The sequence below is a fragment of the Helicobacter trogontum genome (assembly GCF_000765905.2).
GTDB lineage: Bacteria > Campylobacterota > Campylobacteria > Campylobacterales > Helicobacteraceae > Helicobacter_A > Helicobacter_A trogontum.
In genome coordinates this window covers 1-560 of record NZ_JRPL02000106.1, presented here as the reverse complement: position 1 = coordinate 560, position 560 = coordinate 1, and the positions used below count along the sequence as shown (strand labels likewise).

The window sequence follows — 560 nt, the reverse complement described above, 5'->3', positions numbered from 1 at the left end:
TATAATATCTCTAATTAGTTTATTTTAGCTTAAAAAGAGTTAAAAATAAATTAATTGGTTGGGTGGGAGGGTAAAACAACTTTTAAAAGGATTTGAAATGTTTCGTTTCAAGTTCAAAAAGGTTGTGAAGCTTAAGCTAAGAATCGTTATACGAATTGGCAAATTTAAAATAACGATTACTAAAGCTTAAAATTTTACAATCTTCCCCTCGTAATGAGGGGTTAGATTGTATTATAACATAAATTTCATAGAAAGGATATAAGATGAATGAAAGTGTAGCAGCACAAATGCTAAAAAGAGGTATGAGACTTCGTGCATGGTCAATTTCTAAGGGTGTGCAGAAAGATTTAACCCTGCTGAAATACCTCTCTACTGGCAGAATACAAGGTAAAAGAGGTAGAGCAAAAGAATTGCGAGATATGCTTGAGATTGAAGGGTTTTATATCCCTAAAAAGAGTGCATGATAGAAAGGAGAAAATATGAAAAAGCAACAAGGAAAAATAAAATATGCTTATAGTATGTGGTCAAAACCTAAATCAGATAAAGTAATGAGGCAAAAG

The 560-nt window shown here is 31.4% G+C and carries 1 protein-coding gene; it reads left to right on the top strand.

Annotation, left to right across the window (positions count from 1 at the left end; translation table 11 throughout):
• The first annotated feature begins 263 nt into the window (after positions 1 to 263).
• Positions 264 to 464: a hypothetical protein gene (locus tag LS81_RS11085; protein WP_034348082.1), complete on the top strand. Its 201-nt coding sequence runs from the start codon at positions 264 to 266 to the stop codon at positions 462 to 464.
• Positions 465 to 560 lie beyond the last annotated feature (96 nt).

What these genes read in the sequence shown, in the direction of transcription:
- LS81_RS11085 (WP_034348082.1), top strand. Translation starts at nt 264, where the DNA reads ATGAATGAAAGTGTAGCAGCACAAATGCTAAAAAGAGGTATGAGACTT.